Annotated in this window: 23 protein-coding genes; 7 read left to right on the top strand and 16 right to left on the bottom strand. The window is 35.2% G+C overall.

Annotated features, from left to right (window positions below):
* Positions 1–178 precede the first annotated feature (178 nt).
* The 6 genes from mutL (at position 179) to EG348_RS06320 (ending at position 5,563) form a co-directional block, all read left to right on the top strand.
* Positions 179–1,960 carry a DNA mismatch repair endonuclease MutL gene (mutL, locus tag EG348_RS06345; protein WP_123981691.1) on the top strand — a complete coding sequence of 594 codons (1,782 nt, stop codon included), beginning with the start codon at positions 179–181 and terminating at the stop codon, positions 1,958–1,960.
* 5 nt (positions 1,961–1,965) lie between these two features.
* On the top strand, positions 1,966–2,694 hold the full coding sequence (locus EG348_RS06340; RefSeq protein ID WP_123981689.1) for a rhomboid family intramembrane serine protease: 729 nt from the start codon (positions 1,966–1,968) through the stop codon (positions 2,692–2,694).
* 9 nt (positions 2,695–2,703) lie between these two features.
* The gene (locus EG348_RS06335; RefSeq protein WP_123981687.1) at positions 2,704–3,690 is read left to right on the top strand and encodes an endonuclease/exonuclease/phosphatase family protein; all 987 of its coding nucleotides are present in this window, start codon (positions 2,704–2,706) and stop codon (positions 3,688–3,690) included.
* Positions 3,691–3,771: 81 nt separating this feature from the next.
* Positions 3,772–4,746 carry an endonuclease/exonuclease/phosphatase family protein gene (locus tag EG348_RS06330; RefSeq protein WP_123981685.1) on the top strand — a complete coding sequence of 325 codons (975 nt, stop codon included), beginning with the start codon at positions 3,772–3,774 and terminating at the stop codon, positions 4,744–4,746.
* A 4-nt stretch (positions 4,747–4,750) separates the two neighbouring features.
* A complete protein-coding gene (locus EG348_RS06325) occupies positions 4,751–5,110 on the top strand; it encodes a hypothetical protein (RefSeq protein ID WP_123981677.1) in 360 nt (119 codons plus the stop codon).
* Positions 5,111–5,149: 39 nt separating this feature from the next.
* Positions 5,150–5,563: a hypothetical protein gene (locus EG348_RS06320; RefSeq protein ID WP_123981675.1), complete on the top strand. Its 414-nt coding sequence runs from the start codon at positions 5,150–5,152 to the stop codon at positions 5,561–5,563.
* A gap of 33 nt (positions 5,564–5,596) precedes the next feature.
* Here EG348_RS06320 and EG348_RS06315 read toward each other — a convergent pair whose 3' ends face one another.
* From EG348_RS06315 to mraZ, 16 genes are all read right to left on the bottom strand, one after another.
* Positions 5,597–7,111 carry a GH3 auxin-responsive promoter family protein gene (locus EG348_RS06315; protein ID WP_123981673.1) on the bottom strand — a complete coding sequence of 505 codons (1,515 nt, stop codon included), beginning with the start codon at positions 7,109–7,111 and terminating at the stop codon, positions 5,597–5,599.
* 104 nt (positions 7,112–7,215) lie between these two features.
* Entirely contained in the window at positions 7,216–7,626 is a 411-nt protein-coding gene (locus EG348_RS06310) for a BrxA/BrxB family bacilliredoxin (RefSeq protein WP_072409232.1), read from the bottom strand.
* A 427-nt stretch (positions 7,627–8,053) separates the two neighbouring features.
* Complete coding sequence (locus tag EG348_RS06305; RefSeq protein WP_123981671.1) at positions 8,054–8,500, bottom strand: GatB/YqeY domain-containing protein; 447 nt, start codon at positions 8,498–8,500, stop codon at positions 8,054–8,056.
* Positions 8,501–8,591: 91 nt separating this feature from the next.
* On the bottom strand, positions 8,592–10,502 hold the full coding sequence (ftsZ, locus tag EG348_RS06300) for a cell division protein FtsZ (RefSeq protein ID WP_123981669.1): 1,911 nt from the start codon (positions 10,500–10,502) through the stop codon (positions 8,592–8,594).
* 14 nt (positions 10,503–10,516) lie between these two features.
* Entirely contained in the window at positions 10,517–11,899 is a 1,383-nt protein-coding gene (gene ftsA / locus EG348_RS06295; RefSeq protein ID WP_123981667.1) for a cell division protein FtsA, read from the bottom strand.
* Between the two features lie 24 nt (positions 11,900–11,923).
* Entirely contained in the window at positions 11,924–12,916 is a 993-nt protein-coding gene (locus EG348_RS06290; RefSeq protein ID WP_123981665.1) for a cell division protein FtsQ/DivIB, read from the bottom strand.
* A gap of 12 nt (positions 12,917–12,928) precedes the next feature.
* Positions 12,929–14,287 (bottom strand): UDP-N-acetylmuramate--L-alanine ligase, encoded by a 1,359-nt coding sequence (gene murC, locus EG348_RS06285; protein ID WP_123981663.1) that lies wholly within the window; start codon positions 14,285–14,287, stop codon positions 12,929–12,931.
* Positions 14,288–14,377: 90 nt separating this feature from the next.
* Positions 14,378–15,505 carry an undecaprenyldiphospho-muramoylpentapeptide beta-N-acetylglucosaminyltransferase gene (murG, locus tag EG348_RS06280; protein ID WP_123981661.1) on the bottom strand — a complete coding sequence of 376 codons (1,128 nt, stop codon included), beginning with the start codon at positions 15,503–15,505 and terminating at the stop codon, positions 14,378–14,380.
* Positions 15,506–15,554: 49 nt separating this feature from the next.
* Positions 15,555–16,796 carry an FtsW/RodA/SpoVE family cell cycle protein gene (locus tag EG348_RS06275; protein ID WP_123981659.1) on the bottom strand — a complete coding sequence of 414 codons (1,242 nt, stop codon included), beginning with the start codon at positions 16,794–16,796 and terminating at the stop codon, positions 15,555–15,557.
* A 25-nt stretch (positions 16,797–16,821) separates the two neighbouring features.
* Positions 16,822–18,156 (bottom strand): UDP-N-acetylmuramoyl-L-alanine--D-glutamate ligase, encoded by a 1,335-nt coding sequence (gene murD / locus EG348_RS06270; protein ID WP_123981657.1) that lies wholly within the window; start codon positions 18,154–18,156, stop codon positions 16,822–16,824.
* A gap of 63 nt (positions 18,157–18,219) precedes the next feature.
* A complete protein-coding gene (mraY, locus tag EG348_RS06265) occupies positions 18,220–19,461 on the bottom strand; it encodes a phospho-N-acetylmuramoyl-pentapeptide-transferase (RefSeq protein ID WP_123981655.1) in 1,242 nt (413 codons plus the stop codon).
* 79 nt (positions 19,462–19,540) lie between these two features.
* Positions 19,541–21,001 (bottom strand): UDP-N-acetylmuramoyl-L-alanyl-D-glutamate--2,6-diaminopimelate ligase, encoded by a 1,461-nt coding sequence (locus tag EG348_RS06260; RefSeq protein WP_123981653.1) that lies wholly within the window; start codon positions 20,999–21,001, stop codon positions 19,541–19,543.
* Between the two features lie 18 nt (positions 21,002–21,019).
* Positions 21,020–23,011, bottom strand: a complete 1,992-nt coding sequence (locus EG348_RS06255) for a penicillin-binding transpeptidase domain-containing protein (RefSeq protein WP_123981651.1) — start codon at positions 23,009–23,011, stop codon at positions 21,020–21,022.
* Entirely contained in the window at positions 22,995–23,363 is a 369-nt protein-coding gene (locus EG348_RS06250) for an FtsL-like putative cell division protein (RefSeq protein ID WP_066754171.1), read from the bottom strand. The genes EG348_RS06255 and EG348_RS06250 overlap by 17 nt, the downstream gene beginning before the upstream one ends.
* 63 nt (positions 23,364–23,426) lie before the next feature.
* Positions 23,427–24,320 (bottom strand): 16S rRNA (cytosine(1402)-N(4))-methyltransferase RsmH, encoded by an 894-nt coding sequence (gene rsmH / locus EG348_RS06245; protein WP_123981649.1) that lies wholly within the window; start codon positions 24,318–24,320, stop codon positions 23,427–23,429.
* Positions 24,321–24,358: 38 nt separating this feature from the next.
* Positions 24,359–24,817: a division/cell wall cluster transcriptional repressor MraZ gene (mraZ, locus tag EG348_RS06240; RefSeq protein ID WP_123981647.1), complete on the bottom strand. Its 459-nt coding sequence runs from the start codon at positions 24,815–24,817 to the stop codon at positions 24,359–24,361.
* Positions 24,818–25,089: 272 nt separating this feature from the next.
* Here mraZ and EG348_RS06235 point away from each other — a divergent pair, with 272 nt between their 5' ends.
* The gene (locus EG348_RS06235) at positions 25,090–25,851 is read left to right on the top strand and encodes an alpha/beta fold hydrolase (RefSeq protein WP_123981645.1); all 762 of its coding nucleotides are present in this window, start codon (positions 25,090–25,092) and stop codon (positions 25,849–25,851) included.
* Positions 25,852–25,907 lie beyond the last annotated feature (56 nt).

The raw sequence follows: 25,907 nt of genomic DNA, 5'->3' as shown, positions 1-25,907 counted from the left end.
CTATTTGTATAATGCAATTAGAGGATTGTATTTTATAAAAACCTTTATTAATCGCGGATGTTGCTCTGGAGGATTTACGGCAAGATTGTTGATTTGTTGATAATTAAATTGTAATTCACGGTTTTATTGTTTTTATTACCGTTTTCATTGACTATTTTTGTAAGTCGATTTAACGTTTATGTCAGATATTATTCAGCTTTTACCGGATCATGTAGCCAACCAAATTGCGGCAGGGGAAGTGGTGCAGAGACCTGCGTCCATAGTGAAAGAACTTTTGGAGAATGCTATAGATGCAGATGCGAGCAAAATTGAGCTTATCATCAGAGATGCCGGAAAAAATCTGATACAGGTTGTAGACGATGGAAAAGGAATGTCTGAGACAGATGCAAGAATGGCTTTCGAAAGACATGCTACCTCCAAGATCAAAGGAACCGAAGATATATTTAAAATTGCTACAAAAGGTTTCCGTGGTGAGGCATTGGCCTCTATTGCAGCAGTTTCGCAGGTTGAATTAAAAACCAAACAGAGAGATGCCGGGATTGGAACTAATATTTACATTGAAGGCGGAGTTTTCCAATTTCAGGATCCTGCACAAACTGCAGAAGGTTCCAATTTTTTAGTTAAAAACTTGTTCTACAACGTTCCCGCAAGAAGAAAATTTCTTAAAAATAATAATATAGAATTTCGTCATGTAATTGATGAATTCCAGCGTGTGGCTTTAGCTCATGAAAATTTAGAGTTTTCTCTGTTTCATGATGATGATCCTGTTTTTAGATTAAGGAAAGGAAGCCAGATGCAGCGTATCGTTGATATTTTTGGCCGAAAATTACAACCACAGCTTATTCCGATCAAGGAAGATATTACCTGGTGTAAACTTCACGGATTTGTTGCAAAACCCGAAGGTGCCAAAAAAACAAGAGGTGAGCAGTTTCTTTTTGTTAATGGAAGGTATTTTAAGAGTCCATATTTCAATAAAGCGGTTCAGGAAGCATTTGAAGGATTGCTTTTGCCGGGATATATTCCTACGTTTTTTCTTTTCTTAGATCTTGATCCTGAAAAAATTGACGTTAATATTCATCCGCAGAAAACAGAGGTTAAATTCGAGGATGAGCATCTTATTTTTGCTTTACTTCGATCAACGATCAAAAGATCGTTAGGTATTTATAATGTTGCTCCAAGTCTGGATTTTGAAAAAGATCCGCAATTGGATCAAATGATGAATAATGCATTTCCCAGCAAGGCAAACAGTATGCATGTTAAAATGCCGGAGATTATTGTAGATAAAGATTACAATCCGTTTTTGGAGGAAAGAGTGGTAATAAAACAGGCAGAGATCCAGAATCTGGCCGATATGTATCACCAGAATATTGCTGCAGAACCTTCAAAAATTAATTTGTTTGAAGACGAAGATTTTGATGAAGATCTGATGAGGTTGCCCAACGGATATTGGCTATTCAACAAAGGTGACAGAACGTTGATGCTGGATCTGGGAAGAATGCACAGATTAATGGTCTCAGAAGGTAATAAACCCACAAAAAAAGGCATAACAAACAGCCATGCTCTTCTTTTCTCTCTTGAGTATCATATGAATGAGATTGAGAAGAATAAGTATAAATCAATTAAAAAATTCCTTCCAGAACTTGGTTTTGATACGAAGGTTGCTCACGAAAATGTGCTGAGAATTGATGCGGTTCCTGAAGGATTGAAAGAAACACAGGTCATGAAATTTCTTGAAGATCTGTTTGATGTTTTAGAATATAAAACAGAAGATGAGTTTTTACATTTCTATAATAATCAATGGAGTAAAATGCAGTCTAAATCAAGATTTGATTTTATATATAAAAAAGATGCGGAACAATTGATAAAAGACTTCACAGCATTAGGTTTTCCCGAGTTTTTACCCAACGGGAAACGATGTTTTTATGAGATTCCGTTCAATGATTTTAAGAATAAATTTTAAAGAACATGTTTAATAATATACCACCGATTACAAAAAATATTATCATTATAAATGTGATCGTATTTGTTGCGACATTTTTATTAAAAGATCAGCTAACGCTTTATCTTGCTGCTTTTTATCCGTTTTCACCGTTTTTCCATTCTTGGCAGGTTATTACCCACATGTTTATGCATGGAAGTTTTATGCATATTTTGTTTAATATGTTGACGTTGTATAGTTTCGGACCTATATTAGAACAGAGCTTAGGCGGGAAAAAATATTTGATCCTTTATTTTGTAAGCGGATTAGGAGCTTTCTTTCTTTATAATTTATGGAATTTTGTTGAGGTTCAGCAGATATCTAATCAATTAGAGCAATTAGGATTTAATGTAAGTGCGTATTTATCTGGAGCTCAAGGAGTTTTTAGTGGTGGCGCAGATTCTGTTCTTAGACAAAGAGAATTGGTTGGAGATCTTAATAATATTATGGGAACACCTATGGTTGGAGCATCTGGAGCAATTTTCGGAGTGATAGCTGCTTTTGCAACACTATATCCGGATTCAAAAATTATGATCATGTTTATTCCTGTTCCGGTTAAAGTAAAGTATATTTTACCAATAATTCTTGTCGTTTCAGTCTTTTTAGGTATTTCCGGAAACGTAGGAGGCATTGCTCACTTTGCACACGTCGGAGGAGCTTTGGTCGGATTTTTGTTAGCATGGATCTGGAAAAAACATTTATACAGATTCAACTAAATTTCTTTTGTGAAAATTCTTCGTCTCATATTTTTAATACTGCATGTCGGGATATTCCTTCTTTTATTGGGAATGTTGCTGAATGCTTACGTTCCGCCAAAGATATTTCCTTGGTTTAATTTGCTGTCATTAGGCTTTCCGATTTTAATGATTGCTTATGTTCTATTAATATTTTTCTGGATCTTTAGCTGGAAAAAAAGAGCTTTCGTTTTTATGTTATTAGGATTGATTTTCACAAATCCGGTCAAAAGATGGGTGAATTTTTCTTCAGATAAAAAAGAAATTGCCAATCTCAAAATACTCACTTTCAATGCAAAAGGAGGTTTGAAAGGGATTAAAAATATTGATGATTATGTAAATTCTTCTAACGCAGATTTGGTTTTTCTACAGGAAAAAGGGGGTAAAGAATATCATTTTAACGGATTAAAGAATATAAGTGGAAATTACATTGTTTCCGTGTTTACCAAATATAAAGTTATTGATCAAAAAGAGCTGATCAATAGCGATTATTTTACCAACAACGCCTACGCAACACAGACCGATATTGAAATAAAAGGAAAAGTATACCGTTTTATCAATGTTTATCTTCAACCATTTAAGTTTGAAAAAGCGATGGTAAAGCTCAATGGAAACAGCGATGAAGATGAAGAAAAGCTGAAAAATGTGGTTAAAAGATTAATTCCAACTTTTAAAATGCACCAAGATCAGGTTTCTGATATTAAAAAAGGAATTGAGAATTCACCCTATCCTGTAATTCTTTTGGGAGATCTAAATTCTGTTCCCAATTCTTACGAGTATTATCATCTTTCAGAAGGTCTGCAGGATGCTTTTCTAGAGGTTGGAAAAGGAAGTGGAACAAGTTTTCATGATTATAAATTTCCATTAAGGATAGACTATATTTTCACCTCAAAATCAATACAACCAATTACTTATAAAGTTGATCGCTCGGTAAAAATTTCAGATCATTATCCGGTAGTAGCTACGTTTAAATTGTAATAGTAGTTTCATAAAATTAGTTAAAAAAGTTAACGTGGTAGGGTTTTTGCTTAAAAAAAGTATACCGTAACACCGTTATTCATGAAGCCGAGCCAGATATTGTTATTTTTCCATATTGTAATCATTGTTTTACTGCTTTCCACATTAGGCAATGCATGGATTCCGCCTAATATATTTGGTAATCTTAATCTTCTTTCTTTAGGTTTTCCTTACCTAATATTTCTACATATTTTATTAACGCTGGTTTGGGTTGTTAAAAGAAAAAAAATCGCAATTGCTTTTTTTTTAAGTACTTTCATTTTTTATAATCCGATCAGAAGATGGGTTAATTTTACTCCAAAAAATGAGAATGCAAGATCAATAAGAGATATTAAGGTGTTGACTTTCAATGTGAAATATGGTGATTTCGGTTGGGATAAAGTAAAAAAATATATTTCAGATCAGGATGCTGATATTATTTTGGTTCAGGAAAGAGATACGAAAACAGATTTGAGAGATGATCTGATAAAATATCCTTCTGTAATTTTAAAAACCAAACATAAAATCGTAAGACAGGAAAACCTTGTTGAAGAGAAAGACCGTGGCAATTCATTCTACGCAGATATAGACATCAACGGGAAGATTATACGTGTTGTAAATGTTTATTTAGAACCTTTCAGACTGCATAAATCAATGCTTTCATTTAACGGATTTGGTAAGGGAGCAGAAAACATAAGTACACTTCTTTCTCACATGATTCCTACATTTAAGGCGCATGAAGATCAAATAAAAAGAATCAGAAAAGCGGTAGATTTATCGCCATATCCTGTGATTTTAGCAGGGGATTTTAACTCGGTCCCAAATTCTTATGAATATTATAATTTGGGAAAAGACCTTCAGGATGCTTTTTTAACAGCCGGAAGCGGAAGTTCTTCAAGTTTTTATGATTATAAAGTGCCTTTGAGAATTGATTATATTTTCAGTTCAAAATCAATTATTCCTTTAAGCTATAAGGTAGATAATACTGTGAAATTATCAGATCATTATCCTGTAATTGCAGAATTTCTGCTAAATTAGTTCCATGAAAAATTTAGTTTTTGTAATTCTTACCTTTCTTGTTTTATTTGTTGCATGTTCCAAGCAGGAACCTGTGGATATTGATTCTAATCAGGAGGTTAAGGTGCATTACGATACTATTGCAGTAGATTCTTTTTCTGCGGGAGCGACTTCTGTGGATATTGTACGTCAGATTAAAATGTCTTCTCAAAAGTACCAGGACTCGGTAAAAGAAGCGATAAAGCTTCAGGCTGAGGAGAAAAGAATTAAAGACGAGCTGGAAAAAGAAAATAAAAAGAAGCAGGACGAGGAAAACAAAAAAGCTGATGATGAGAAGAAGAAAAATGCTGCAGAAAACTCTTCAACAACTCCAAAAACCGAGTAAAAATATTTAATTTTAAACCCATTAAAAAAATATAAAAAAATGAAAAAACAAATTTTAGCAGCATTAATGATCTCGACTCTTGTTGTATCATGCACAAAATCAACTACAAAATCAGAAACAACTGAAAATCCTGATGGTTCTGTAACAACGACTACAACTACAGTAAGTCAAAATGGTGTTGATGTGATTGATACTGCAAAAATCGCTGAGGCTAAAGATAACGCGAAAGCAAAAGTAGATGAAGCTGGAAATAAAATAGATGATGCAGCTCAGAAAGCAAAAGATAAAATTGATGCTACTGCAGATAAGGCTAAAAATGATCTTCATAAAGCAGGTCAGGATATCAAAACTGAGGCAAATAAAGTAGGCAAGGATGCAAAAGAAGCCGCTGCAAAAGGTGCTTCAAAAGTAGAAGATGCCGCTAAGAAATTAAAAGAAGACTTAAATAAGTAATAAACTAAAACCGCAGAACGTTCTGCGGTTTTTTTATTTATTCAATTCCAATAAAGGATCGATATATTCTCTGTCGTTGCTTAGCCTTGGGACCTTATTTTGTCCGCCAAGCTTTCCTTTGGACTCCAGCCAGCAATAAAATAGATTAGGTTTGGCAATATGTACGATAGGCCTTTTCAGTGTTATGTTATTATACCTCTTAGCTTCGTAATCTGAATTAACAGTTTTCAGATGTTGATCAAAACAGTCTATAAAATGGTTTAAATCACTCGGTTTTTCACTAAACTCAAAGATCCACTCATGAGCACCGCCTTCATTTTCTTTCATGAAAACAGGGGCTCCTGTGAAGTCGGTTATGCTGGCTCCTGTTGTTTCGCAGGCTTTGGTAAGAGCGGATTCTACATTCGTAATCATCAATTCTTCCCCGAAAGCATTAATATAATGTTTCGTTCTTCCCGTAATTTTAATTCTGAAAGGGTTAATTGAAGTGAAAACAACCGTATCCCCAATCAAATATCTCCATAAACCGCCGTTGGTCGTAATCACCATTGCGTAGTTTTTGCCAACTTCAACATCTTCTAAGCTTACCACTTTTGGATTTGAAAAATGAAACTCATCCATCGGGATAAACTCATAAAAAATACCGTAATCCAGCATTAACAGCATTTCGTCACTGTCCGGTCTGTCTTGAATTCCGAAGAACCCTTCAGAAGCGTTGTAAATTTCGTAGTAATTGATTTTCTTTCCAATGATCTGTTGGAACTGCTCTTTGTAAGGTTTAAAGCTAATTCCGCCGTGAAAAAACACTTCCAGATTTGGCCATAATTCTGAAATATTCTTAACATCAGTTTCATTGATGACTCTTTGCAAAAGAACCATCATCCAACTTGGAACGCCTAAAATACTTCCTACATCTTCATTTTTAACCTCAGAAGTAATGGCTTTAAGCTTACTTTCCCATTCGCTCATCAACGAGACCTTTTTACTTGGAGTCGTTGTAATTTCTACCCAAAAAGGGAGATTATCAATTAAAATAGCAGATAAGTCGCCAAATTTTGTATTAAAATCGGCATATAGCTCTGAACTTCCGCCTAAACGTAAATTTTTATTGGTAAAAAGTTGATTTTCAGGATGATTGTTGGCGTAAATTGAAACCATGTCTTTTCCTGCTTTCATGTGGCAGTATTCCAAACTTTCGGCAGAAATGGGAATGAATTTACTTTTCGCATTCGTTGTCCCCGAAGATTTCGCGAAATGCTTGATGTAGCCGGGCCAACTTACGTCTTTATGACCTTGCCTTGCTCTTTCAATATAAGGTTCAAAATCTTCATACGTAACGATAGGAACCTTATTTTTAAAGTCCTGATAACTTGAAATGGAGTTAAAACCATACTTTCTACCGTACTCAGTGTCCTCAGAATGAAACAATTGAGAGAATAAAATCCCTTTCTGTGTTTCAATAGGATGATCCATAAAATTCTGTATCTGATCTATCCTTTGGCGGATGAACCAGTTGACCACAGTATTGAATAGTGCTTTCGTTGCCATTCCCAAATATAATGATATTTGACTTTTCTAAGAATATTTTATTGCGATAAATAAAAAAACCGCTACAAATTGTGTAACGGTTTAGTATTTAGATTTATTGTCTCTTAGCAATATTCGTCATAAGCAGCCTGAAGATTCGCTGCAATTGCTCCTGCAGGGTTTCCTTCAATGTGGTGTCTTTCCAGCATGTGAACCAATTCTCCGTCCTTGAAAAGAGCCACACATGGTGAACTTGGAGGGAATGGTGCCAAATGCTTTCTAGCTTCTGCTACAGCTTCCGTATCAAAACCTGCAAAAACAGTTGTTAAATGATCAGGTTTTTTCTCTCCTGTCAAAGAATATACAACTCCCGGTCTTGCTGCTCCTGCTGCACATCCGCAAACAGAATTGATCACCAATAGAGTAGTTCCTGATTGTTTTAATGCTTCTTCAACCTGTGTTGGTGTTGCTAAGTCTTGGAAACCTTTATCTGTAAGTTCTGCCTTCATAGGCATTACTAAATCTGTTGGATACATATTTTTGTTTTTTAATCTATGCAAAGTTAAACAATTCTTTACTTTTCTTCAATATATAATAACTATCAAGCTGTTAGTAAAAGAAAATTAACGAAATATTAATAATTTAATAATATTACTAAATTAATGAAATAAAACTATGAATAATCAAAAATAAGTATTAAATTTGAAATGATTCTGAAAGCGATAACCATGAAAAAAAACATTTACATTTTTCCCTCACTTTAAAGAAATATTCAATTCTCTTTTTAGAATCGTAAAAATATTGAATATCTCAAGATAAAAAATGAAGCCCGAAACTGGAAATGTTTCGGGCTTCTTAATCAAATCGATATGCAAAGGTTGAATATCCTTGTAAAATATGTTGGTGGTTTTTAGTTGCTTGTCGATAGTGAAAAACCAACAACTAGCAGCAACCAACCTCCAACTATGAAAGGAGTTTTTTAGCCATCTCGGAAATACTCTTTCCGTCAGATTTTCCGGCAAATGCTTTTGAGGCAACTCCCATTACCTTTCCTAGATCTTTTATAGATTCTGCTCCGGCTTCTGAAATAATTTTCTTCATTTCAGCTTCTAATTCTTCTGCAGAAAGCTGTTGAGGTAAAAATTTCTCAATAACTTTCATCTGCGCATCTTCTACTTCAGCTAAGTCATTTCTGCCCTGTGCAGAAAACTGTTCGTAAGAATCCTTACGTTGCTTAATCATTCTCTGTAAAATAGCAATTTCCTGCTCTTCTGAAACTTCTGCACCTCTAGCTTCGGTTTTTAGAAGTAAAATCTGAGATTTCACGGCACGAAGAGAATCCAGAGCTACTCTGTCTTTCTCTCTCATTGCTGTTTTTATAGCTTCGCTAATTATAATTTCTAAACTCATGGTTTTTCTTGCTTTTGGCTTTTGGCAGTTGGCTATTAGCTTTAATGTGGCTTTAAAAGCCATTTGCTAGCAGCCAATTGCCAATTGCAATTTAATCTACATCTTTATTTAAAAATCTGTTTTCTCTTACTTGCATAGAACCGTTGTTTTCAGACAAATAGGTGTTGATATTTTGATCTGAAGCATTAGTTCCGTCAATAGAAATATTTTTTCTCTTGAAAGCAGGAACAGATTCGAATTCGCTTGCGCTATCAAAGCTTTGGTAACGGGAATTGAATTCTTTTAATTTATTTCTTCTTTCTATTACTCTTTCCTGATCTGCAGTTTTGTTCACAAATGTGAATTCGCTGTCAGAAGTTTGTGGAGTTTCGATCTCTGTTCTATTTTCATATGAAGGTCTTTCTTCAGTTTTTATTTCTTCCTTTGGCTGGTAGAAACTTTCCACTTTTGGAGCTTCCTCTATGATTTGACTTACCGTATTCGTTGGAGTGCTAAACTCTGCTTTTGGCTGTCCAAAATCAGTTTTAGGCTCATTTATAGGCTCGTTTACAAAGAAACTGAATTCAACGGGCTTTTCTTCAGAATAAGAGTTTGTGAAAGGAGTTTTCGGCTCTTCTTTCTTTTCTTCTGTTTCAAATGAAAAAGATTGAATCTCCAAGTCATTAGGATCGTTATCATCATCAAAAGCGAACAGACTGTAGCCATTCTCCTCTTCATCATCATTTCTCCATGTCTGAATTGGGCTGTCTAATGTATCTTGCTCTCTATCAGAGAATTTTATTTCTGTCTTAATATCTTCATCCGCGATAATCATTTTTTTTTCAGTAGATACAGACTTGAACTGTGGAGTGTCCTGATCCTCATCGTCTAATCTGAAAAGATTTTTTCCTCCAAAGTCATATCCGTGCTCAGGGGCAACCTCTCTTTCTTCTCTTGTTTTGAAAGGAGAAGATTTTTGAGATTCCAGTCTGTCATTAAGACCAATTCTGATCTTTTCTGTAGGACCTGCGAATTTTTTATCGTCGTTTGAAAAACCAGTAGCAATCACAAGAACGCTTACTGCATCTCCTAATTCGTCATCAGCACCAACCCCGAAAATGATATCAGCAGTATGTCCTGCTTCTTTCTGGATATGATCCATAATGATACCGATTTCGTCCATTGTTACTTCTTCTGCGCCGCTTCTGATCAACAACAATACGTTTTTAGCTCCTGTGATCTTATTGTCATTCAACAATGGGGAATCAAGCGCTTTTCTTACTGCTTCTTCGGCTTTATTTTCACCTGAAGCCGTACCTGTAGACATTAAGGCAGTTCCAGAGTTTTGAAGCACAGATTTAGCATCTCTAAAGTCAATGTTTACATCAAAGTAACCAGTAATAACCTCTGCCATACCTTTTGCTGCATTGGTTAAAACTTCATCGGCTTTTGAGAATCCTTGTTTGAATCCAAGGTTACCAAACTGCTGTCTTAGTTTATCGTTATTGATTACAATTAATGAATCAACGTTATTTCTTAATTTATCAAGACCTAATTCTGCCTGCTCAAGTCTTCTTTTCCCTTCAAAGCTGAAAGGAACGGTAACGATACCAACTGTTAAGATTCCCATATCTTTAGCAACCTTAGCAATAACAGGAGCCGCACCGGTTCCGGTTCCACCGCCCATTCCTGCAGTGATGAAAACCATTTTGGTGTTTTGTCCCATGGCAGCCTTGATCTCCTCGATACTTTCAATCGCTGATTTTTCACCAACTTCAGGATCGGCACCTGCACCAAGCCCTTCAGTGATGGTAGTTCCCAACTGTACTTTGTTTGAAACCGGGTTATTATCTAAAGTCTGAGCATCTGTATTACAAATCACGAAATCTACCCCGTGAATTCCTTTTTCGTACATGTGTTTCAACGCGTTGTTTCCACCGCCACCAACACCAATTACTTTTATGATCGATGAATTTCCTTTTGGCAAATCAAATGAAAATCCTTGTGTACCTATATTTTCCATAATATCTGTATTTACTATTCTACTTCTTCAAAGAATTTTTTTACTTTTTCCATAAGCGACTGCCCGAAAGTTAATCTTGCCGCTCTTTTATTTTCTTGCTGTTGAGTCATAACTTCCTGTTCCTGAACCGGAGCTGTCTGCTGAGTAACTGCATTATTTTCAGCTACTGTTGCTGCAGTTTCCTGCTGCGGTTTTTCCTGAACGAGTTCTTCTTCTATTATGACAGGTTTTTTATCCCTAATTTTTAAACTTTCCATTAATAATCCAATAGAAGTCGCAAATTCCGGTCCTTTAAGATACTGATTTTTATCATTGGCAATATACTCATTTGCAAAACCAATTCTACTATCAAAACCTGTTGTATAATTAGCTAATTGACGAAGATGTTTCAGATTTGATCCACCACCTGTAAGAACTATCCCGGCAATCAGTTTTTTCTTCTGTTCAAATGCTCCGTAAGCCTTTAATTCTGTATTTACCATTTCAAGAATTTCTTCAACTCTCGCATTGATAATCTGAGCTAAAGTTTTCAGTGAAATTTCTTTATCGGGTCTTCCGTGAAGTCCCGGAATAGTAACAAATGTACTGTCTTTCTCCAACTCAGGAACTGCAGAACCGAATTTTACCTTCAGTTGTTCTGCGTGTTTCTCGATGATTGAACAGCCTTCTTTAATATCTTCCGTAATGATCCCGCCACCGTAAGGAATTACGCATGTATGACGGATGATATTATCTTTAAATATTGCTATATCTGTAGTACCGCCACCAATATCAACGATGGCAACACCTGCTTCTTTCTCTTCTTTTGTAAGTACCGCTTCTGAAGATGCCAAAGGCTCTAAAGTAAGAGCTTCCATTTCCAGACCTGCTTCTCTTACACATCTTGCGATGTTTCGGATACTGCCCATTTGCCCCACAACAACGTGGAAATTGGCTTCAAGACGCTTTCCGTGCATCCCGACAGGTTCTTGGATTTCACCTTCTGAATCCACTTTATATTCTTGGGGAAGAACATGGATAATTTCTTCTCCAGGAAGCATAACCAGTTTCTTGACCTGATCTTTTAACGCTTCTATGTCGTCATCTGTAATAAATTTGTCGGGATGCTCACGCATAATGTAATCGGAGTGCTGAAGAGAGCGTATGTGCTTTCCTGCAATACCTACCGTCACTTTACGGATAGGAACTCCTGCGCTGGATTGTGCTTCTGACACAGCAGCCTTGATTGAGTTGATGGTTTGCGAAATATTATTCACAATACCTTTATGAACCCCAAGACTTTTGGCCTTACCAACACCGAGAACTTCAATTTTCCCGTGTGCATTCCTCCTTCCGACAATCGCGACTATCTTTGTTGTCCCGATGTCCAGACCTACTGAATACTCTTGATTTTCCATTGTTTTATATCGATTTGATTTTTTTTATTCTATTTTAACCTTTGCCTTTGCTTTCGGCTTTGTCGCCGTACTTTTCTTCTCTGTTTTTTTTGTTTCTTTTGCCTTGGGCTTAGTTGTCGCCTTTGGTTTTGTGCTTTCCTTCGGTTTTGTTGAAGCGGAGCCGGTTTTTTTAGTTTCTTTTTTAACTTCAGCTATTTTTAGTTTAGCCTCTGTTTTTTTCATGGCAGTCGAAACAGGGACTTTCGCCAATTCCATATTTCCTACTTTTAAAATACTGTCGTTTCCTTTAAAATTAGGATTCAAGGTCGTAACAATCTGATTCTGATACTTAATAGAGATCATATTGTACTTTAGAGGATCCTGATAAACGAGGTATTTCTCTACAAAAGCTTTAAAACCTTTTACTTTTAAGTCTATATTATCTAAATCTCCTATTTCTACTTTATAATTTCCTTCGCTTGTCAAAAGATTGTAGTCTCCATTGGTGTCTTTTGAGATTCCGATGAAATATTTTTTGCTGAAATCATCTTTATCTATTTTTCCAACCAATTCGGCTAATTTTTCATATTCATCTTTTTTCACATTTCCTGTCACCAACATGCATGGATGTGAATAGGTTCTGGAAATAGGAAATTCAATTCCTCTTTCGTCTACATAAAAGTCTTTTCCGTCTTTATTTAACCTGAAAATAGGAACTCTTTGTTTTATATCTAAATTAAGTTTTCCGTTGAGGTTTAAGTAGACATTGGCACTGTCAACAGCCGGAAGTGAGTTTATCTTTTTTTCCAAAGCGGGAATATTAAGATCTCCCACTTTTCCTGATGGATTTTCCTTGTTTACAATTTCTCTAATATCTTTTTCGTCAATGAAATAAACCGGAGTTTTTTCATTCATTTTTACAGAAATTTTATTATCCGTAATCTTCTGACCACCGAATTTCTTCAACGAGAAACTCAGCAGGAAACCTAGAAGGATTACTGTGATAGCAATTTTTAATATTCTGTATTTATTTTTCATTTTATTTTAAAATCAATTTTTGCTTATCCATTCACAAATAGGATCGTACAGCGTATCAATATTTCCTGCGCCTACTGTGAGAAGGATGTCAAAATCTTTTTCTTTTATTTTATTGAAAGCATCTGATAAATTCGACACTTCTTTTTTGTCTAAAGTCACTTTTTCCAATAACCAGTCTGAAGTTATTCCTTCAAAATTTTCCTGAAGCTCTCTTGCAGGATAAATATCCAATAAGATCAATTCTTCAGTATTACTTAAACTTTCTGCAAAACCATCTGCAAAATCTCTCGTTCTGCTGAATAAATGCGGTTGGAAAACCACCAATAATTTTTTCTCAGGGTAAAAAGTTCTGATGGATCCCACTACAGCATTAATTTCTGTTGGATGGTGAGCATAATCGTCGATGTAAATTTTACCGTTTTTATAGATATGTTTAGTATATCTTCTTTTGATTCCTTTAAAATTAGCAATTGCTTTCTTTAAAATTTCGAAATCAAAGCCTAAATTATTTAAAATAGCTAATGCAACCGTCGCATTTTCTACATTGTGGATTCCCGGAATTTCCCAAACAAGATCTTTTACTGTTTCTGTTGGTGTATGAAAATCAAAATAGATTTTATCATGATCCATTCGAAGGTTATCTGAGTAATAATCAGCTACTTCATTTACGGCATACGTAATATGAGGTCTTCCGATTTCAATTCCTTTTCTCACAAAAAGCTGTTTGTCATTCGGAACTAAAGCTGCAAACTGTTTGAACCCTTCTTCGATCGTATTTTTATCACCGTAAATATCCAAATGATCTGCATCTGTGGAAGTTATCACCGCCCAATCCGGAGAAAGATTAAGGAAACTTCTGTCATATTCATCGGCTTCTACTACTGAATATTGATTACCGTTGTACAGAAAATTTGACTTAAAATTCTCGGAAATTCCACCTAAAAAGCAAGAAAAAGGAAAATTAGCTTCTTTGCACAAATGAGCAACGAGGGTAGAAGTCGTTGTTTTTCCGTGAGTTCCGGCAACAGCGATACAATCTGTGTTTTCTGTAATTAAACCTAAAACTTTTGCTCGTTTTAGAACTTCAAATTGATTTTCATTAAAATAATCTAAAATCCCTAATTTTTTAATCGCAGGAGTGTAAATTAATAATGTATTTTCTTTTTCAAGAGACGTTATTCTTTCGTCAATAAGATCTTCAAAAACAATATCAATTCCCTCATTCATCAAATTCTGAGTGAGTTTGGTGTTGGTCTTATCATAGCCTAAAACTTTTTTACCCGAAGCATGGAAATAACGCGCCAAAGCACTCATTCCGATCCCTCCGATCCCAACGAAGTAAAAATTTTGATATGTTTCTAAATTTTTCATTTTATATTAAAAATTAAAAGATTAAAAAATTAAGGCATTTAGAAATTCACAATATCTTAATCTCTGAATTTCTAAATTTTTTAATCTTATCTATTTTATCTCTTTAAAAATCTCATCTACAATCTCTTTTGCTGCATTTGGCTTGGCAAAATATTTCATGTTTTCAGACATTTCTTTTCTTACATTTTCATTTTCGCAGATTTCTGACAATGTATTCCAGAATTTTTCCTGCATTTCAGAATCTTTTACCATTTTGGCTGCGTTTTTTTCAACCAAATTCATGGCATTTTTTGTTTGATGATCCTCTGCCGCAAAAGGGAACGGAACCAACAAAACAGGTTTCTGTGCTACGGCCAACTCTGAAATGGCAATTGCACCTGCTCTTGAAACAATGACATCTGCAGCGGAATAAGCTGTTTCCATGTCTTTGATGAATTCTTTTATTTGTATTTGGTTGTTTGTTGCTGGTTGTTGGTTATTTCCATCAACTGTCAACCGACAACTATCAACAATCTCTTTATAATCCAACTTTCCTGTTTGCCAGATCAATTGATATCCTTTTTCTTTAAGGTTTTCAAGATTTTCTTTCCAGCCATTATTTAATGTTCTTGAACCTAAAGAACCGCCAACAGAAAGTATGGTCAGTTTATCTTTATCCAATCCCATTTTTTCTTTTGCCTGAGCTGTTTCCTGCATTCCCGAGATAATATTCTCACGAATTGGATTCCCTAAGAATTTTATTTTCTCACTTGGAAAACCTTCAACTTTTGGATAGGCTGTAAAAACTGCTCTTGCTTTTTTACTTAAAATTTTATTCGTTACTCCTGCATGTGCATTCTGCTCTTGGATGAAGATTGGAATTCCCAATTTACTAGCCTCATATAAAGCCGGTCCGCTTGCAAAACCTCCCGTTCCCACTGCAAAATCAGGAGCGAAGTTTTTAATTATTCTTTTCGATTTAGATAAGCTTTTCAAAATTTTGAAAGGCAGACCTAAATTGGATAGCATATTTCCTCTGTCAATTCCTGCGATATCAATTCCTTCTATTTTATAGCCAGCTTGCGGAACTTTTTCCATTTCCATTTTTCCGTTGGCGCCAATGAACAAAAATTCTGCATCAGGAAATCTTTTCTTGATCTCATCTGCAATAGCGATGGCCGGGAAGATGTGTCCTCCTGTTCCGCCGCCTGATAATAATATTTTTAACTTTTTGTTCATTTATATAAATTTTGAGATTGCTTCGTCGCTTTCGCTCCTCACAATGACATTAAGCGATATCGTTTATTTCTGCTATACTTTGTTTTTTGCCCATTCCTTCTTCATCGTAAATCTGGATTCTTGAGCTTATATTTAAAATAATTCCTAACTGCAAATAGGTTACCAACATTGATGTTCCCCCGTAACTTATTAATGGCAAAGGTTGTCCCGTTACCGGGATTAAATTAATTGCAACTGCAATATTTACAGAGAGTTGTATGAAAATCATGACCCCGAGACTGAGGACGAGTAAGGAGCCGAAAAAGGCCGGCATCTTACTGGCTATCATTACTATACGGATCATCATAATTAAATATAAACAAATCAGAAAAGCAGCTCCGATAACGCCATATTCTTCAACAATTACAGCAAAAATAAAATCTGATGCAGACTGTGGAAGCATTTGCTTTAATGCACTTTTTCCTGGTCCCATTCCGGTAATTCCACCGTGAACGATGGCTGCTTTCGCCTGCATTACCTGATAATTTTTTGCCTTTAGGCTTTCATCATCTACATCAGCTGATTTTGCTTTGCTTGATGTAAATGTTTCGATACGGCTCATCCATGTATGAACACGGTTTCCGCCGATCATGTTTGTATTTAAAGCAATCAATAAAAAGAAAACGATGGCTACAAATGATGCCGAGATAAATCCTGCAATGTATTTCCAGTGCAATTGTCCTATAACCAAAACAACTACGGAAACCATTAAAATCATTAATGCCGTAGAACCGTTATCTTTCGCAACCAACACAAAAACAAGCAAAATTGGTCCGAAAATGTACATAATGTTCTCAATCGGAAGCCTTTCTCGTGTAATTTTCTTGGTTAAATATCTACACAAATAAATAATCAACATTAAAAAAGCAAAAGAAGACGGCTGAAATGAGATTGGCGTTCCCGGAATTTTTAACCATCTGGAAGCACTCGCTCCATCGATCGTTTGTCCCGTAAACATTGTGATAACCAATAGAATTATCATTAAACCTAGCAGAATACTGCTGAGCTTTCCGATGTATTCGTATTTTATTGTTCCCACAATCCTCATAATGACCAACCCCAGAAGTACAAAGAACATATGCTTCATAATGTGACCTGTTGTAGTCCCGTTATTTACAATATATTCCAGATTCGAACTCGCAGAATATACAGGGAAAATAGAGAAAATGGAGATCACAAGAATGACCATCCAAAGTACCTTATCGCCCTTTAGAAATTCAAATCTACTATCTTCTGTGTCTTGTTCGTTCATAATGGTTGCTTTTAGCTGTTGGCTATTAGCTGTTTGCTTTTAAAACCTGCTCTTTAAACTGACGACCTCTGTCTTCATAGCTTTTGAATAGATCAAAACTTGCGCAACATGGAGACAGTAAAACCGTATCGCCATTTTTTGCTAAAGATTTTGATATTTTCACGGCATCTTCCATACTTGAAGTGTCATAAATATATTCTTTCTTGTCTTTAAAGAAATCTATAATTTTTTGATTATCAATTCCTAAGCAGACAATTGCTTTTACTTTTCTTTTAACCAATTCCTCAATTTCTGAGTAATCGTTTCCTTTATCCTGTCCACCAACGATCCAAATGGTTGGTGTTTTCATGCTCTCTAAAGCGTAATATGTTGCGTTGACGTTGGTTGCCTTGCTGTCGTTGATGAATTTTACACCATCAATTTCAGAAACAAGTTCCAATCTGTGTTCAACTGCCTGGAAGGTCATTAATGAGTTTCTAATACTTTCATTATTGATTTCCAGTATTTTACCAGCGATTGAAGCTGCTAAGCTATTGGCTACATTATGGTTTCCCAACAAAGACAATTCATCAAGTTTCATTGAGAAATTATCTTTCAATTTTACTTTGATTTGATCATTATCTACAAAACCTCCTTCAGACAAGTTTTCTTTTGTTGAAAAAGGGATCATTTTCGCTTTTATCTCTAATTTTTCAAGAATATTTTTGCTCATTTCGTCATCTTTATTGTAGATGAAAAAATTATCATTCTCTTGGTTTTCAGCTATTCTGAATTTTGCCAATGCATATTCTTCATAGTTGTAATTATATTGATCCAAATGATCTTTAGATAAATTCAACAATAAAGAAATATATGGTCTAAAATTCTGAATATCATCTAATTGGAAAGAGCTCACCTCCAATACATAATATTCATGATTTTCATCGGCAACCTGCTTTGCAAAACTGTAACCGATATTTCCTCCTAAACCTACATTCAATCCGTCATTTTTCAGGATGTAGTAGATCAATGAAGTTGTTGTTGTTTTTCCGTTGCTTCCTGTGATCGCGATAATCTTTGCATTGGTAAATTCTGAAGCAAATTCAATTTCAGAAGAAAGTCTGATTCCTTTCAAATGAATTTTATTGATGATCTCTGCTTTTTTCGGAATTCCCGGGCTTTTTACGATCCAGTCTGCATCTAAAATCCTTTCTTCGTCATGTTCACCTTCTTCAAATTCAATTTCATTCTCTGTCAGAAACTGCTTGTAGTTGTCCTTAATGACTCCTTTGTCTGAAAGAAATACTTCCAAACCTTTCTTTTTAGCCAAATAAGCAGCTCCACATCCGCTTTCTCCTCCTCCTAAAACAACTATTTTCATATTAATTTTGATTTAATGCTTGAAAAAACTTCAATACTTGAATCTTTTCAATTTTAAATTAACTTATCTCATTTTCAATGTGATAAGACATACAATTGCCAACATAACACCGATGATTACCATTCTATTAACGATTTTACTTTCGTGAAATCCTTCTTTTTGATAATGGTGATGTAATGGTGACATCTTAAATAATCTATTGTTTTGGGCATATTCCAACCCGTATTTTCTTTTTCTGTATTTGAAAACAACTACCTGTAGCATCACAGATATATTTTCTATTAGGAAGATCCCGCATAACACAGGAATCATTAATTCTTTTCTTAAAATGATCGCTAAAACAGCAATTACTCCTCCCAGCATTAAACTTCCCGTATCACCCATAAAAACCTGGGCAGGATAGGTGTTGTACCAGAAAAAACCAATAACAGCTCCGACCATAGCCACAACAAAAATGGTGGTTTCACCCATGTTGGGGAGGAACATAATATTGAGATAATCTGCAAAAATAATATTCCCAGAAACGTAGGTGAAAAATGCTAATGCAAGCAATATAACAGTACTTGTACCTGCTGCGAGGCCGTCAATTCCATCGGTGATATTGGCTCCGTTTGAAACGGCTGTTACGATGAAGATCACAATTGGGATGAAAACGATCCATGCCCATTCGTGAGCGTCTTTGTCATTCATCCAAAATAACATTCCACTGTAATCGAACTCATTATTTTTAGCAAAAGGAACCGTAGAAACAGTAATTTTTTCTGTAGGCATAAAGTTTTGCTCTACATTATTTCTGTTCACCACTTTCGCATCTGCATATTTTCTTTTAACAGTAATGTCAGGGTGGAAGTACATTGTAACTCCGACAATTAGCCCTAATCCGACCTGTCCTACAATCTTGAATTTTCCACTTAAACCATCTTTGTTTTTCTTAACCTTTTTTAAATAATCATCCACAAAACCAATGGCACCCATCCAAATAACCGAAACAATCAAAAGGACAATGTAAATATTGGTAATCCTTGTAAATAATAAAACCGGAATCAATGTTGCCAAAATAATGATAAGACCTCCCATTGTAGGAGTTCCTTCTTTTTGTTTTTGACCGTCTAATCCCAGATCACGAACCAATTCGCCCATCTGTTTTGCTCTCAGATAGTTAATGATTCTTTTACCATAAACAAGAGCGATGGTTAAAGACAACAGAACAGCCATTCCTGCACGGAAAGAAATGTACTTTAACATTCCTAGTCCGGGAACGTGGATTCCATGGTCGGTAAGATATTCGTATAGATAGTATAACATGTTTCTATTTTTTATAAATGATAAATGATGATCGATGAATGATAAAATCAATTATCATTTATTAATTATCGATTATAAATTACTTACTCATTAACTTCCAAAGCTCAATAATTACTTCTTTGTCATCAAAATGATGTTTTACACCATTTATCTCCTGATATGTTTCGTGACCTTTTCCGGCTACTAAAACAATATCTTTAGGTTCTGAGAATTTTATTGCCATCTTTATGGCTTCTCTTCTATCCGGAATTGAAGTGTACTTGCTGAAGTATTGAGGTTCAACACCTGCTTCAATTTCTTTTATAATTGCTGTCGGATCTTCTGTTCTCGGGTTGTCTGAAGTGATGATCGCCAACGTTGATTTTTTGCTGGCAATATTTCCCATTTCAGGTCTTTTGGAGTGATCTCTGTCGCCTCCGCAACCGAAAACTGTGATCAGTCTTTCGTTTTTTGTTCTGATATCATTAATGCTGTCCAGAATGTTTTCTAACGCATCCGGAGTGTGTGCATAATCTACGATGAAGAAAATTCCTCCGTCTGATTTGAAGGTTTCAAATCTTCCTGACACTCTTTTTAATTTACTGATAGCCTGAAGAATTTCGTCTTGTTCGAAACCAAGTTCAGAAGCAATTCCGAAAACCAGTAATAAGTTGTAAACATTGAATCTTCCTGTCAATGTTGTCCAAAATTCTTTTCCATTAAAATTCAACAGCATTCCGTTGAAATCAATTTCCAATGGTTTTCCGTGGAAATCTGCCATGGTCTTCAATGCATAGGACTTTTTCACAGCCTTTGTGTTTTGAAGCATTACCATTCCATTTTTATCATCAACATTGGTAATAGCAATGGCTGTATCCTGAAGTTCATCAAAAAATCTTTTCTTCGTTTTTAAATACTCATCAAAAGTTTTATGATAATCTAAATGATCGTGGGTAAGGTTTGTAAATCCTGCTACTTTAAAATGCAGACCTTCAATTCTGTTCTGAGAAATTCCGTGAGAACTTACTTCCATGAAAGCAAACTCGCAACCTTCTTCAACAGCCTGAGCTAAGATTTTATTAATGGTAATAACATCAGGAGTTGTATGTGTTGCCGGAATTATTTTATCTCCAATTCTGATTTCTACCGTTGAAAGTAAAGCCGAATCGTAGCCTAAATTTTTAAATACATCAAAAAGCAGAGTAGAAACCGAAGTTTTTCCGTTTGTTCCTGTAACGCCGATTAATTTTAATTTTTCAGAAGGGTTTCCATAGAAATTGGAAGCCAGATGTCCTAAAGCTTTAGAAGAATCTTTTACTTTAACGTAAGTAATATTTTCATCTAAATTTTCAGGAAACTCTTCACAAATGATTGATTTTGCCCCTTTTTCAATTGAAGATGCAATAAATGAATGTCCATCCGCAACCGTACCTCTCATTGCGATGTACAAAGAGTTTTCCGTAACCTTTCTGCTGTCGAAAACCAATTCCGAAACCTCACGGGTATTTTCACCGTGAATTTCTAGGACTGGGATTCTATTTAATAATTCAATTAATTGCATTTTTTGATGCTTTATATTTTAATTCTGCAGAGACAAATAAATCCTCTGGTTTTTACTAATTGTTGTGCCTTCTAACGGGAACTGTTCTTTAATTCTTCCAACTCCTTTATAGTCAATTCTATATCCTAAATTTTCCAATTGCGGGATTACGTTTTTACCAATCAATCCGACTACGTTTGGCATTTGTTTATTATTAACTGCTATTTTCACATTAGGCTCAACCATTTTATTTAGGTTAACCTTTTTGTCAACAAGCATTTCTTTTTCAACGTTTTGAGGTGTTTTCAGGAACGTTTTCCCTGCAATTTCTTTAAACACCGGTGCGGAAACCGTTCCACCATAAAATCCTTTTGCCGTATTAGGCTCACTGATCATTACATAACAGGTATATTTCGGATTGTCAGCCGGATAGAAGCCTGCGAATGATGCGCGGTACTTCATTGGACCAGGCAACCAATATTCAAATCTTGCGGTTCCTGTTTTCCCTGCCATTTTTAAATTTGGAGTGAAAATACTTTTCCCTGTTCCTTTTTCTACGGCTTTAGTTAATGCGCTGGTCATCATTTTAATCGCTTTTTCTGAAGCCATTTTGTTGACGATAACTTCAGGTTTTGCATTGTACATTACCTTTCCGTCTTTCATGATCTTGTCGATGAAAAGAGGTTTTAGCATCTTACCGCCGTTAGCAACTCCATTGTAGAAGGTTGTTAATTGTAATAGATTGATGTTTGATGAATATCCGTAAGCGATTGAAGCCAATGTTGCAGCATTCCATCTTTTATTTTCAGGAGTTACGATCTTTGGTTTTGTGATTCCCGGAAGCTCGATGTCCATTTTGTCGAATAATTTCCAACGTCTTAAGTGATCAAGAAAAATCTGAGGTTTCTCAGCGTAATATTTTGTGATCAATTTTGCAGTTCCAACGTTACTTGATTTTGCTAAAACATCACTAATGTCGTACGTTCCGCCACCGTGCCCGTCTGAAATTCTTTGTTTTGCATACACCCAAACTCCATTTCCTACATTTACAGTTGTATTTTCATCAATGAAACCATCATCCATTGCTGCTAATAAAGAAATTGTTTTAAATGTAGAACCTGGTTCGATGTTATCTTTTAGAGCATAATTGTAAGAATCTTCGTAATCACCATCTTCGGTTCTTCTTAAATTAACCAAAGCGCGAACTTTACCAGTCTGCACTTCCATTACAATTACAGTTCCGTGTTTTGCTTCGAAATTCACAAGCTGTTTCTCCAAAGCTGAATGTGCAATGTCTTGAATTCTAAGATCTAAAGTCGTATAAACATCTTCTCCGTCAACAGGTTCCTGAACTTTCCAGAAATCAATTGGCTTCCATTGAGAAGAGTTGATTCTTTGTTCTAATCTTTTTCCGTCGCTTCCTGTCAGATATTTTGAAAAAGCACCTTCCAGACCTGCTTTAAGCTCACCATTATCGATTCCGATAGTTCCGGCACCGATTTCTGAGGTTGCTAATTCTCTTTTATAATTTCTGTCAACGATGAATCCTCCTTTATTTTTTCCTTTTTTGAAAATCGGGAAATTTCTGATTCTGTCGTATTCGTCAAAATCGAGACCTTTAACTAAAGCGTAATATTGATTTTTCTTTTTCTTCTGTTCGTCGAATTTTTGTCTGAAATCACCTCTCGATTTCCCAAACATTTTGCTTAAAGAATCCGTTAAAGCTCCGATGTTGTTGCTGTAGATCGTATCTTTCATCGTTTTGAAATCCAGATAGATATCATAACGCATCACGGTTGTTGCAAGAATAGAACCGTCGGAAGCAAATAAATTTCCACGGGCAGCTTTTAGAGTTGCTTCGCGGTAATTTTTGTTAATGTAGTCGTCTTTAATTTCCTGAACATTGGTGTTTTGAAGAATGATGATCCTTGCAATGAACATTACAAATACGCACAAAGCCACCACTGCGAAGAGGTAGCCCCACCTTAAGGTTCTTTTACGTTTGTTGTCGTATTCATTTTGCTTTTGCATCTGTACTATCCAATTTTATTAATAATTTGTGAGGATGGTTTTCCAGTGTCATCAAGGAATCCCGGGCAACTTCTTTTCCCAATTGAGATTCCATTTTTACTTTAATCAGCTTACTTTGTGCGTAAGCGTTTCGAGATTTATATTCTTCTGTTTCTTCTTTTAAGGCGTTGACAATTTTAATTTTCTTATTGACGAGATGATTACTGTAAATCATGGCCATCATTAAGATAAACAACAAGAGAAAATACTTGTAATGTACTTTGATCTCATCACGATTCAGGAAATTACCTTTTATAATATCTATAAAAGTTAATCTCTTCTGAGGGCGATTTGTTGTTGTTCTTTTTGCCAATTTGCTTATAATTGATAAATGATAATTGATGTTTGATATCGCTTATCACTTATGATTTATCATTTATACTTTTATTCCTGTTCTCATTTTAGCACTTCTGGCTCTTGAGTTTTCTTCAATTTCCTTGTCATCGGGGATGATTGCTTTGCTCTTAACCAATTCGAATGCTTTTTTATAATTTCCGTAAATGTCTCTTTGGGGTTCGCCTTCAAACATTCCGTTTTTCAAAAATCTTTTTACCAAACGATCTTCCAGAGAGTGATAAGAAATTACTACCAGTCTTCCATCGGGTCTTAAAACATTGTATGCCTGAACAAGCATTTCTTTCAAAACTTCCAATTCCTGATTTACCTCAATTCTTATCGCCTGGAAAAGCTGTGCATAAAATTTATTGATCTTATGCGGCGGAAGAAAATTGAAAAGCTTTTTCAAATCTTCCGTTGTATTGATGGTTTTAATTTTTCTGTGGTGAACGATGTCTCTAGCTAATTTTCTAGATTCTCTTAATTCGCCATAGTAATAAAAAATATTAGCCAACTGCTCTTCTTCGTAATCGTTGATGACTCTTTTAGCGTCAAGACCCTGCATTACATTCATTCTCATGTCCAAAGGAGCATTGCTTCTTGTGGAAAATCCTCTTTCAGCTTCATCGAACTGATGAGAAGATACTCCAAGGTCGGCAAGAACTCCATCAACCTGAGAAACTCCATACATTAATAAGGAGTTTTCTAAGAATCTGAAATTCTGATTGATCAGAGTAAATCTCGGATCATCAATTGTATTTTTAAGTGCGTCTAAATCTTGGTCAAAACCGTACAGTTTTCCCTTATCGGAAAGTCTGCTCAGTATTTCTTTTGAGTGACCACCGCCACCAAAAGTACAGTCCACGTATGTTCCGTCTGGATTCGTCACCAAATCATCAACACTTTGCTTCAACAAAACGGGGTTATGATACATGTTTAATTGTGTTTTTTGTCGCTTTTATTATTTAGCGGTTATTCTTCATCTAAAGAGCCCATCACGTCTTCAGCAAGGCTTGCAAAATCTTCTTCGTTGGTAGAGATTACTTTTTCGTAAGCATCTTTGTCCCAAATTTCAAATAATTCTCCGGCGCTGGTAATCACAATATCTTTATGAAGATTTGCAAAATGCGTCAGGTCTTTTGAAATCTGTAATCTACCGGCATTGTCCAATTCTACAGTTTTTACTCCTGCCGTAAACATTCTAATGAAATCAGCATTCTTTTTAATGAATCTGTTTAATTTATTAATCTTGCCCATCAATTTATCCCAAGCATTCATAGGGTAAACTTCCAGACAAGTTTGGAACACAGATCTTTTGACTACAAACGCCTTGTCATCAAAGTCTTCCATCTGTTTGATCAGAGATGAAGGAACTTTTAAACGGCCTTTGTCGTCAATTTTACACTCATATGTTCCAATGAAATTTTTCATTTGGGACAAATTTATATAATAATTTCCAATATTTCCCACTTTTTCCCACTTTTTGACTTAATGTTAATAAGTTTTATTAAAGATTTAATAATATAGGTTTAAGTTATTGATATATTGAGTTTTGCGGATTGTGTTATTCAGGCCATAGTAAAGAGATTTTCAAAAAAAGAGTTAAAAAGAGTTTTATTATATTATTTTTATTTTAAATTAGGCATATCAAAATATTTTTGAGGTTTAATTTGTATTTTTGCAAGGCTTTATTAAGGCGTTTTATGATATTTAGTACAAAAAAAGAAAAGAAATATACCTTTGTAGAGGCGGGAGAAGGACATCCATTAGTGTTATTGCACGGTTTAATGGGTGGTTTGAGCAATTTCGATAAGATGGTGAATTTTTTTTCAGAGAGAGGATTTAAGGTCTATGTACCTCAACTGCCGATCTACGATTTACCGGTGCTCAATACTAATCTTACCACATTAGCAAAATATATTATAAAGTTTATAGAGAGTCATATCGAAGGACCTGTAACCATTGTTGGAAACTCAATGGGAGGTCACATTGGGCTTATACTAACTTTGGCAAGACCGGATCTGGTCAATAATTTGGTTTTAACCGGGAGTTCCGGATTATACGAAAGAACATTCGGAGACAGTTTTCCAAGAAAAAATGACAAATCATATATAAGGAAGAAAACTGAAGAGGTTTTTTATGACCCTGCTGTGGCAACTGAAGATCTTGTAGACGAGGTTTTTGGGGTGGTGAATGACAGAATGAAGGGAATAAAAACCGTAATGCTGGCAAGAAGTGCCATCAAACACAATATGTTGCATGATCTTCCTAAGATTTTAACCCCGACTTGTTTGATCTGGGGAAAACAGGACAATGTAACACCTCCGGAAGTTGCGATTGATATGAACAAATTTATCCCTAATTCAGACCTGTTCTGGATTGATAAATGTGGACACGCAGCAATGATGGAAAAACCAGACGAGTTCAATGAGATTCTCTACAGTTGGTTAAAAGATAAAGTTTAAAAAAAATAGATTAAACCATTAAGAGCTTTTCTTAATGGTTTAATTTTCTAAAAAAT

The organism is Chryseobacterium sp. G0201 (genome assembly GCF_003815655.1).
GTDB lineage: Bacteria > Bacteroidota > Bacteroidia > Flavobacteriales > Weeksellaceae > Chryseobacterium.
The sequence above is the reverse complement of the archived record's forward strand: the minus strand, read 5'-3'. Positions and strand labels throughout refer to the sequence as shown.

Coding starts and splice junctions, on each gene's coding strand:
- EG348_RS06330 (WP_123981685.1), top strand. CDS start 3,772: ATGAAGCCGAGCCAGATATTGTTATTTTTCCATATTGTAATCATTGTT.
- murC (WP_123981663.1), bottom strand. CDS start 14,287: ATGAAAAATTTAGAAACATATCAAAATTTTTACTTCGTTGGGATCGGA.
- murD (WP_123981657.1), bottom strand. CDS start 18,156: ATGAAAATAGTTGTTTTAGGAGGAGGAGAAAGCGGATGTGGAGCTGCT.
- ftsA (WP_123981667.1), bottom strand. CDS start 11,899: ATGGAAAATCAAGAGTATTCAGTAGGTCTGGACATCGGGACAACAAAG.
- mutL (WP_123981691.1), top strand. CDS start 179: ATGTCAGATATTATTCAGCTTTTACCGGATCATGTAGCCAACCAAATT.
- rsmH (WP_123981649.1), bottom strand. CDS start 24,320: ATGTATCATAACCCCGTTTTGTTGAAGCAAAGTGTTGATGATTTGGTG.
- mraY (WP_123981655.1), bottom strand. CDS start 19,461: ATGTTATACTATCTATACGAATATCTTACCGACCATGGAATCCACGTT.
- EG348_RS06290 (WP_123981665.1), bottom strand. CDS start 12,916: ATGAAAAATAAATACAGAATATTAAAAATTGCTATCACAGTAATCCTT.
- murG (WP_123981661.1), bottom strand. CDS start 15,505: ATGAACAAAAAGTTAAAAATATTATTATCAGGCGGCGGAACAGGAGGA.
- EG348_RS06320 (WP_123981675.1), top strand. CDS start 5,150: ATGAAAAAACAAATTTTAGCAGCATTAATGATCTCGACTCTTGTTGTA.
- EG348_RS06275 (WP_123981659.1), bottom strand. CDS start 16,796: ATGAACGAACAAGACACAGAAGATAGTAGATTTGAATTTCTAAAGGGC.
- ftsZ (WP_123981669.1), bottom strand. CDS start 10,502: ATGGAAAATATAGGTACACAAGGATTTTCATTTGATTTGCCAAAAGGA.
- EG348_RS06255 (WP_123981651.1), bottom strand. CDS start 23,011: ATGCAAAAGCAAAATGAATACGACAACAAACGTAAAAGAACCTTAAGG.
- EG348_RS06325 (WP_123981677.1), top strand. CDS start 4,751: ATGAAAAATTTAGTTTTTGTAATTCTTACCTTTCTTGTTTTATTTGTT.
- EG348_RS06340 (WP_123981689.1), top strand. CDS start 1,966: ATGTTTAATAATATACCACCGATTACAAAAAATATTATCATTATAAAT.
- EG348_RS06305 (WP_123981671.1), bottom strand. CDS start 8,500: ATGAGTTTAGAAATTATAATTAGCGAAGCTATAAAAACAGCAATGAGA.
- EG348_RS06315 (WP_123981673.1), bottom strand. CDS start 7,111: ATGGCAACGAAAGCACTATTCAATACTGTGGTCAACTGGTTCATCCGC.
- EG348_RS06235 (WP_123981645.1), top strand. CDS start 25,090: ATGATATTTAGTACAAAAAAAGAAAAGAAATATACCTTTGTAGAGGCG.
- mraZ (WP_123981647.1), bottom strand. CDS start 24,817: ATGAAAAATTTCATTGGAACATATGAGTGTAAAATTGACGACAAAGGC.
- EG348_RS06260 (WP_123981653.1), bottom strand. CDS start 21,001: ATGCAATTAATTGAATTATTAAATAGAATCCCAGTCCTAGAAATTCAC.
- EG348_RS06310 (WP_072409232.1), bottom strand. CDS start 7,626: ATGTATCCAACAGATTTAGTAATGCCTATGAAGGCAGAACTTACAGAT.